The organism is Streptomyces sp. CBMA156, assembly GCF_014596515.1.
Lineage (GTDB): Bacteria > Actinomycetota > Actinomycetes > Streptomycetales > Streptomycetaceae > Kitasatospora.
The window spans coordinates 1-8,106 of record NZ_MSJQ01000229.1; the positions used below are offsets into that span (position 1 = coordinate 1).

8 protein-coding genes are annotated in these 8,106 nt (G+C 73.6%); 3 read left to right on the forward strand and 5 right to left on the reverse strand.

Annotated elements, in window-relative coordinates; genetic code table 11:
* Positions 1 to 475: MarR family winged helix-turn-helix transcriptional regulator (locus BU198_RS18940; protein WP_223244616.1), on the forward strand; the 475-nt coding region annotated here is incomplete at its 5' end.
* 37 nt (positions 476 to 512) lie between these two features.
* On the opposite strand, the gene BU198_RS18945 is transcribed toward BU198_RS18940, so the two are convergent.
* Both BU198_RS18945 and BU198_RS42265 read right to left on the reverse strand, forming a co-directional pair.
* Positions 513 to 1,715: an enoyl-[acyl-carrier-protein] reductase FabV gene (locus BU198_RS18945; protein WP_188298054.1), complete on the reverse strand. Its 1,203-nt coding sequence runs from the start codon at positions 1,713 to 1,715 to the stop codon at positions 513 to 515.
* Between the two features lie 241 nt (positions 1,716 to 1,956).
* On the reverse strand, positions 1,957 to 2,547 hold the full coding sequence (locus tag BU198_RS42265; RefSeq protein WP_223244617.1) for a hypothetical protein: 591 nt from the start codon (positions 2,545 to 2,547) through the stop codon (positions 1,957 to 1,959).
* A gap of 186 nt (positions 2,548 to 2,733) precedes the next feature.
* Here BU198_RS42265 and BU198_RS18955 point away from each other — a divergent pair, with 186 nt between their 5' ends.
* On the forward strand, positions 2,734 to 3,156 hold the full coding sequence (locus BU198_RS18955; RefSeq protein WP_188298055.1) for an SsgA family sporulation/cell division regulator: 423 nt from the start codon (positions 2,734 to 2,736) through the stop codon (positions 3,154 to 3,156).
* 135 nt (positions 3,157 to 3,291) lie between these two features.
* Entirely contained in the window at positions 3,292 to 5,001 is a 1,710-nt protein-coding gene (locus BU198_RS18960; protein WP_188298056.1) for a cytochrome b, read from the forward strand.
* On the opposite strand, the gene BU198_RS18965 is transcribed toward BU198_RS18960, so the two are convergent.
* The 3 genes from BU198_RS18965 to BU198_RS18975 form a co-directional block, all read right to left on the reverse strand.
* On the reverse strand, positions 4,967 to 5,362 hold the full coding sequence (locus BU198_RS18965) for a cytochrome c oxidase subunit 4 (protein WP_188298057.1): 396 nt from the start codon (positions 5,360 to 5,362) through the stop codon (positions 4,967 to 4,969). The two genes, BU198_RS18960 and BU198_RS18965, sit on opposite strands and share 35 nt — an antisense overlap.
* Complete coding sequence (gene ctaD / locus BU198_RS18970; RefSeq protein WP_188298058.1) at positions 5,359 to 7,074, reverse strand: cytochrome c oxidase subunit I; 1,716 nt, start codon at positions 7,072 to 7,074, stop codon at positions 5,359 to 5,361. Before ctaD ends, BU198_RS18965 begins: the two co-directional genes overlap by 4 nt.
* Before the next feature lie 196 nt (positions 7,075 to 7,270).
* Positions 7,271 to 7,912 (reverse strand): L-threonylcarbamoyladenylate synthase, encoded by a 642-nt coding sequence (locus BU198_RS18975; protein ID WP_188298059.1) that lies wholly within the window; start codon positions 7,910 to 7,912, stop codon positions 7,271 to 7,273.
* Positions 7,913 to 8,106: the final 194 nt, after the last annotated feature.

Sequence of the window (8,106 nt, forward strand, 5' to 3'; positions counted from 1 at the left end):
GGCCGCGCCCCGAGGAGCCCGGGCCGTGAGCGCCGACGGTGGCGGGCTCTCCGCCGAGGCCGTGGTCAGGCTCCGCCTGGCGATCGGCCGGCTCAACCGCCAGCTGGTCCGCGCCTCCGGGGACCAGGACCTCACCGCCGCCCAGCTCTCCGCCCTGGCCAGGGTGGAGCAGCACGGCCCGCTGCGGCTCGGCGAACTCGCCGCCCGCGAGGGCGTGGCGGTGCCGTCCCTGGTCCGCACGGTCGCCCCGCTGGTCGCCGGGGGCCTGGTCGCCAAGACCCCGGACCCGCAGGACGGACGCTCCCAGCTGCTCGCGCCCACCCCGCTCGGCCTGGAGACCCTCGCCCGGATCCGCCGCGAGCGCACCGCCCTGCTGGCCCGCCGCAGCACCCGGCTCAGCCCCGAGCAGTGCCGCGCGCTGGAGAGCGCCCTTCCCCTCCTGGAACTGCTCCTCGACGAACCCGGCGCCCCGTGACCCGGCTCCGGGCCCGGGGGTGCCGCCGGAGCCCGGGCTACCGCTGCCGGCCGGGCCAGGCCACCGCGGTCTCGGCCCCGGTGGTGTAGTCGACGCCGGGGACGTCCCAGCCGTACAGCTGCCGGAACTGGTTGTAGAACCAGGCGGCCCCGGCCGGGTCGGCGGCCAGCGCGGCCGCCGGGTCGGCCCACAGCTCCCGCACCCGGTCCTGGACACCGGCTTCCAGCTCCCAGCCGTCCAGCCGGATGCGGCCCCGCTCGTCCAGGGTGAGTTCCTTCGCCCCGGTCAGCTGCTCCCACAGGTCGACGGCCTGGTCATCGGTGGTGCGCCAGCCGTCCTCGCCGAGGACGTTGCGCAGCAGCGAGGTGTAGAGGGCGATGGAGGGGATCGCGGTGGACGCCTGGGTGACGGCCGCGCCGGCGACGACGGTGAACGCCCGGCCGCGGCCGGCCAGCAGCCCGGTCTGCAACTCGCCCGCGCTCGCCTCCAGGTGCTCCTTGGCGGCGCCGATGGTGCCCTGCCGGTAGACCGGCGCGGTGATCTCGGAGCCGACGTAGGACAGGGCCACGGTGATGAAGCCGGGGCCGAGCAGGTCGCTGTCGGCCAGCGCCCGCACCCACAGCTGCCAGTCCTCGCCGCCCATGACCTTCACGGTCGCCGCCTGCTCGGCCTCGTCGGCCGGGGTGAGGTCGACGGTGCCGATCTGCGGGGCCCCGTCCTCGAAGAGCAGGGACGGTGAGGTGTACGGGGAGCCGAGCGGCTTGATCACCGAGTGGTGGACCTCACCGGTGGCCGGGTCGGTGCGCCGGGGCGAGGCCAGGGAGTAGACGAGGTAGTCGACCGGGCCGTAGCGCTCGGCGAGGAGTTCGAGGACCTCGGTGCGGGTGGCGTCCGCGTACGCGTCGGCGTTGACGAAGGTGAAGTCGCCCCCGTCCCGCTCGACCAGGTCGGCGACGGCCGCCGTGCGGTACCAGCCGGCGGTGGCGGTGCGCCGCTCGGTGGCGGGCGTCTCGTAGGCGACGCCGACGCCGCGGATGCCCTGGCGGCGCAGCCCGGCGAGCAGGAGCGCCAGGCCGTATCCGGCGCTGGCTCCGAGGACCAGGGCGACCGGGGCGCGGCCGGCCGGAGCCGCGGGCCCGACGCGCTGCCACAGGCGGTCGGCCGTGGCCTCGCTGCCGGTCGGGTGGGAGTTGACGATCAGGTAGCCCCGCTGCTTGGGGGTGATCTGCTGGATGCTCACTCGGTGGTGCCCTCTTCCGCTCCGGAGACCGTGATCAAGATGCCGGTCGTCCGGAGCCTATCCGCGCCGGTGGCCGCCGCTTTTGCCACCGCGTCACGGAAGATCCGGCGGGCACTTGTCGGAGGTCGCCATTGCGGTGGGTGTCCTGCTTCGGCTACCGGGCAACCCGGCGGACGGGCCGGCGCCACCGGCGGCGGCGCCCGCCGGATCCCGGTGAGGCCCGGACGGCCAGGTGCTCGCGTCAGTGGCCGCCGCGGGGGACGTCGCAGCCGCTGTGGTCCGGGTAGCCCGCGAACGCCTCCGCGGTGGTGGCGTTCGGCGTCATCGTCCCGCTCAGGCACATCCCGGGGGCCTGGACGAGGAAGCCGACGGCGGTCGACCCGTTCTCGTACACCTTCAGCTTCTCCGCCGGGTAGCCGAGGCCGGTGAGCCGGCCGCGGGTGCTCGCCGGGGTGTAGTCGTTGCCCGTCCGCAGCGGTTCGAGCGCCTCCCTGATCCGCCGGACGGCCGCCTGTCCGTCGCAGCGGGCCTGGCCACGCAGCGGGATGGGCACCTTGAAGCCGTTGTTCTCGGCGTAGTGGTCGAGCGGCAGGGTGGGCGGGGCCGTGGGGCTCGCCGTGCGGCTGGAGGTCGGGGTGGGAGTCGGGGACTCGCCGGGGCAGGGGAAGTCGACCGGCTTGCCCTGCGCCGTGGTGGTGGCCGCCACCGGCGTCCGCGTACCGGGGTTCCCGCCCGAGCCCACCCGCTCCGTCCCGCACCCCGTCGCCAGCACGGCGAGCACCGCCAGTGCCGGAATGCCGAGGCGCCCCCGCCGGGTCCTGATCGTCGTCATCCCGCGATCATGCCCCGGCCGTCCGGTCCGCGCCACCTCCTCCGCCGAGGGCCCAACGCCCGGGCCGCACCGGGGATCTGTGGAGATTCGGTGTCCACCGTCTGCGCCCCGTGGCGCCGGGTAGGCGCCGGACAGGGGCGCCGGCCCGACCGGGGGCGGGCGTCACGGCCACAGGAAGGTCGTTCGATGCAGATGCCCGTCCACCCGATGCCCGTCACCTTTCCCGACAGCCCACTGCCCGACGTCCCGATCGTGGCGGAGCTGCGGTTCGACCCGAGCCTGCCGTACGCGGCCTGCCTGGCGTTCCCGCTCACGCCGTGCGCGTGCCTGCCGGTCGAGGCCCAGGTGTGCTGGTACTTCAGCCGGGAGCTGCTGAACGAGGGCCGGCGCGCCCCGGCCGGCAGCGGCGACGTCCGGGTCAGTCCGGGCGAGGAGGGCGAGGTCCTGATCACCCTGTGCGGGCCCGACGGCGGGCAGGCCGTCCTCAGCGCGCCCGAGGGCGAGGTCGCGGCCTTCCTCTCGGACTCCTTCCTGCTGGTGCCCGCCGGCGCGGAGTCCGCGCACCTGGACGTGGACGCCGTGCTCACCCGGCTGCTCGCGGAGGACTGACCGGCACCGGACCGCCCGGCACGGGGGCCGGACGGCCGCGCCCGTTCCCCCGTTCGAGTGCTCTGCCGCCGCCCGCCGACGCCACCGCAGTGCTCGACCGCCCCGCGGGCGACGAGGCCCACTAGGTTGCCCGCCATGGACGAAACCAGGGCTTCGAACGGGCGCCGGCCGTCCGCCGGCGAGCGCGTCGCGACCCGCCTGGACGGGCGGCTGCCGGTCATGGAGTCCGGCCGGGAACTGCTGCGCAAGGTGTTCCCCGACCACTGGTCGTTCCTGCTCGGCGAACTCGCGCTGTACTCCTTCGTCGTCCTGCTGGTGACCGGCGTCTACCTGACGCTCTTCTTCCGGCCGAGCATGGGCGAGGTCGTCTACCAGGGCTCCTACCTGCCGCTGCGCGGGGTGCCGCTGTCCGAGGCGTACGAGTCCACGCTGCGGATCAGCTTCGACGTGCGCGGCGGCCTGATGATCCGTCAGATCCACCACTGGTCGGCGCTGTTGTTCACCTCGGCGATCTGCGTGCACCTGCTGCGGGTGTTCTTCACCGGGGCGTTCCGCCACCCGCGCGAGCTCAACTGGGTGATCGGGGTGACGCTGTTCAACCTCGCGCTGCTGGAGGGGTTCTCCGGCTACTCGCTGCCCGACGACACCCTCTCCGGCACCGGCCTGCGGATCGCCGAGGGCGTGCTGCTCTCGGTGCCGCTGGTCGGCTCGTACCTCACGCTGTTCGCCTTCGGCGGCGAGTTCCCGGGGAACGAGATCGTGCCCCGGCTGTTCACCGTGCACGTCCTGCTGGTCCCCGGCCTGCTGCTCGCCCTGATCGGGGCCCATCTGACCCTGGTGGTGGTGCTGAAGCACACCCACTGGGCCGCTCCCGGGCGCACCAACCGCAACGTGGTGGGGATGCCGTTCTTCCCCCAGTTCCTCACCCGCACGACCGGCCTGCTGTTCACGGTGGGCGGCGTCATGGCGCTGTCGGCCTTCCTCGCCGAGATCAACCCGATCTGGCGGTACGGGTCCTACCGCCCCGACGTCGTCGCGACGGGCGCGCAGCCGGACTGGTACATCGGCTTCATCGAGGGGGCGCTGCGGCTGATGCCCGCCGCGGAGACCAGGGTGTTCGGGCACACCGTGTCGTGGAACGTGCTGCTGCCCGCCCTGGTGGTGCCCGGCCTGCTGTTCGCGGCGCTGTACGCCTACCCCTTCGTCGAACGGTGGCTCGACCCCGGCACCGGCGAGCACCACCTGTGCGACCGGCCGCGCAACAAGCCCACCCGCACCGCGCTCGGCACCTCGGGGATCACGTGCTACGCCGTGCTGCTGATCGCCGGCGGCAACGACGTGATCGCCTACGCCTTCGGGCTCTCCGTCAACGCGCTCACCGTGGTGCTGCGGGTGGCGCTGATCGTGCTGCCGCCGGTGGTCTTCGTGCTCACCCGGCGGCTCTGCCTGGCCCTCCAGGCCCGGGACCGGGACCGGCTGCTGGACGGCGACGAGACCGGCCGGATCGACCAGTCCATCGACGGCGGCTTCACCGGCCACCACCGCCCGGTGCCCGCGGCCGAGCGGTACGTGCTGCTGGCCCGCGCCGTGCCGGAGCCGATCGCCGCCCCTCAGGGGGCTCCGCGACACGAGCGGGTACGCGCCGCGGCGAGCACCTGGTTCCACCGCGACCGGGTGGAACTCCCGGCCGGAGAAGGGGAGTCGGAGCTGATCGCGAAGGTCCTCAGCGCCCCGGCCCACCCCGCTCCCCCGGCCTTGCGCCCGCCCGCCCCCGCCCCGGGCGGGCCGCTGCGGCGGCTGCTGCGCCGCCTCAGCCCTCGCCGTGGTCGCGGTACTGGAAGATGAAGCCGCCGACGGCGAGCGCGAGCACCAGCGCGCCGAGGACGATCAGCCACCGGGCGAAGACCAGGCCCAGGGCGAAGACCGTCAGGCCGGCCGCCGTCAGTACCGGGTAGCCGCTGCGGGCCGGGAAGAACCCCCTCGGCCCCGCGGTCTCGGCGATCTCGGCCTCCTTGCGGTCCTGCGCCCGGCCGCCGCCGCCGCGCTGGTGCTGGACGAACCAGAACAGCGCGATCAGGCCGGACATCAGGAACGCCACCGTCAGGATCGCCTTGCCGGCCGGCTCCCGGGCCCAGAAACCGTAGACCAGCCCGGTCACCGCGAAGAACGCCGTCATGACGGCGAACAGCCACCCCTCCGCCTTCACCGCCCGCTCCCCCGTTCGCCGCCGCGGCCGTGCGGCACCGCGGTGGTGCCGCCCGTCGGCTCCTTCGCGGGAACCTCCGGGTGGTGCAGGTCGAAGGCCGGGGACTCGGAGCGGATCCTCGGCAGCGTACGGAAGTTGTGCGGCGGCGGAGGGCTGGAGGTGGCCCACTCCAGCGACCGGCCCCAGCCCCACGGGTCGTCCTCGGTGACCCGGGCGCCGTGCCGGGTGGTGGCCCAGACGTTGTAGAAGAACGGCAGGTTGGAGACCCCGAGCAGGAACGAACCGACCGAGGCGCACACGTTCAGTGCCGTGAAGCCGTCCACGTCCAGGTAGCTCGCGTAGCGGCGCGGCATGCCCTGGGCGCCCAGCCAGTGCATCACCAGGAAGGTGGTCTGGAACCCCACGAAAAGGATCCAGAAGTGCACCTTCCCCAGCTTCTCGTCGAGCAGCTTCCCGGTCAGCTTCGGCCACCAGAAGTAGAAGCCCCCGAAAGTGGCGAACACCACCGTGCCGAACAGCACGTAGTGCAGGTGGGCCACCACGAAGTAGCTGTCCGTCACGTGGAAGTCGATCGGCGGCGCGGCCAGCAGCACCCCGCTCAGCCCGCCGAACAGGAAGGTCACCAGGAAGCCGATCGACCACAGCATCGGGGTCTCGAAGGACAGCGAGCCGTTCCACATCGTCCCGATCCAGTTGAAGAACTTCACCCCGGTGGGCACCGCGATCAGGAAGGACATCATCGAGAAGAACGGCAGCAGCACCTGGCCGGTGGCGAACATGTGGTGCGCCCACACCGACATGGACAGCGCGGTGATGGAGACGGTCGCACCGATCATCCCGAAGTAGCCGAACAGCGGCTTGCGGCTGAACACCGGGATGATCTCGCTGATGATGCCGAAGAACGGCACCGCGACGATGTACACCTCCGGGTGGCCGAAGAACCAGAACAGGTGCTGCCACAGCAGCGCCCCGCCGTTCGCCGCGTCGAAGGCGTGCGCGCCGAACTTGCGGTCCGCCTCCAGGCAGAGCAGCGCCGCCGTCAGCACCGGGAAGGCCAGCAGCACCATGACCGAGGTGAACAGCACGTTCCAGGTGAAGATCGGCATCCGGAAGAGCGTCATCCCTGGCGCCCGCAGGCAGGTGATGGTGGTGACGAAGTTGACCGCGCCCAGGATGGTGCCGAGGCCGGCCACCACCAGGCCGAGCGCCCAGAGGTCCCCGCCGGCCCCGGGCGAGAACAGCGGCCCGTTCAGCGGCGCGTAGGCGAACCAGCCGAACGAGGGCGCGCCCTGGGTGGTGAGGAAACCGCTCAGCACCATCAGCCCGCCCAGCAGGAAGGCCCAGTAGGTGAAGGCGTTCAGCCGGGGGAACGCCACGTCGGGCGCGCCGATCTGCAAGGGCATGATCGCGTTGGCGAAGCCGGCGAAGGTCGGGGTGGCGAACAGCAGCAGCATGATCGTGCCGTGCATGGTGAACAGCTGGTTGTACCGCTCGTTGGACAGCAGCCCGGTGTCCGGCCCGAGCAGCTGGGCCCGCATCAGCAGCGCGAGCACGCCCCCGACCAGGAAGAAGCCGAAGGCCGTCGCCAGGTACAGGTTCCCGATGACCTTGTGGTCCGTGGTGAACAGCCAGCGCAGCAGTGTGCTGCCCTGCCGGACCCTGGCCCGGGTGCGGTCCCGCTCCCGGGGCGGCGCGGTGGACGAAGCGCTCATGGAACCTCCGCAACGGAGCCGGTGACGCCCCCGGTCGCGGCGCCGACTCCCTCCCGACCAGCGGAGGGCCCGCCCTCGCACGCCATCGCCGACCCTAGCGGCGGCCGCCCCGGCCGCCGGGGCGCCACGCGGTACGGCCCTTCGGCCGGGGTGGCGCCGTCCCGGGCGGCGGGCGCGGGGCGGCTCCTCGGCCGGCTCAGCGCTCCCGCAGGTCCGGGACCACCTCGCGCAGCCGGTCGGCGCCGATCGCGCCGGCCCGCAGCAGGACGGGCACCTCACCGGTGATGTCCACGATCGAGGACGGCACGGCGGCCGCGGTCGGGCCCCCGTCGAGGTAGACGGCCACCGAGTCGCCGAGCATGCCCTGGGCGGCGTCGCAGTCCTGCGGCGAGTCGTGCCCGGTCAGGTTCGCGCTGGAGACGGCCAACGGCCCGGTGGCGCCGAGCAGTTCGATGGCGACCGGATGCGCGGGCATCCGCACCGCGACCGTCCCGCCGGTCTCGCCGAGGTCCAGCTCCACCGACTCCAGGTGGCGGGCGACCACGGTCAGGCCACCCGGCCAGAACTCCTTGACCAGCCCCCTGGCGCGCTCCGTCACCTCGACCAGCCCGTCCAGCGCCTCCGGGGAGCCGACCAGCACCGGCGAGGGCATGTTCCGTCCCCGGCCCTTGGCCTTCAGCAGGCGGTCGACCGCCCGCGGCGCGAAGGCGTCCGCGCCCACGCCGTACACGGTGTCCGTGGGCAGGACGACGAGTTCGCCGCGGCGCACCGCCGCCACGGCCTCGCGCAGCCCGGCTGCGCGCTCGGACGGGTCCGAGCAGTCAAAACGACGAGTCATCAGGGGTCTCCACCGGCGGGCCGCCGGCCCGCCCCGTTCCTCCGGCCCGGCCACCTCTGCGACCAGGCACGATCCGGTCAGCCTACCCGTCCGGCTTCCGGCCGCCCGCCGCGCCCCGGTCGGACCCTCGCCCCTGCCTTCGCCCGGTCGGCTGCCGTGGCGCCCTCGGCCGCCCGGGTGGCGCGGGGTCGCGG

Excerpts from the sequence above, each read along its gene's own strand:
- BU198_RS18955 (WP_188298055.1), top strand. The coding sequence starts at position 2,734 with ATGCAGATGCCCGTCCACCCGATGCCCGTCACCTTTCCCGACAGCCCA.
- ctaD (WP_188298058.1), bottom strand. The coding sequence starts at position 7,074 with ATGAGCGCTTCGTCCACCGCGCCGCCCCGGGAGCGGGACCGCACCCGG.
- BU198_RS18975 (WP_188298059.1), bottom strand. The coding sequence starts at position 7,912 with ATGACTCGTCGTTTTGACTGCTCGGACCCGTCCGAGCGCGCAGCCGGG.
- BU198_RS42265 (WP_223244617.1), bottom strand. The coding sequence starts at position 2,547 with ATGACGACGATCAGGACCCGGCGGGGGCGCCTCGGCATTCCGGCACTG.
- BU198_RS18960 (WP_188298056.1), top strand. The coding sequence starts at position 3,292 with ATGGACGAAACCAGGGCTTCGAACGGGCGCCGGCCGTCCGCCGGCGAG.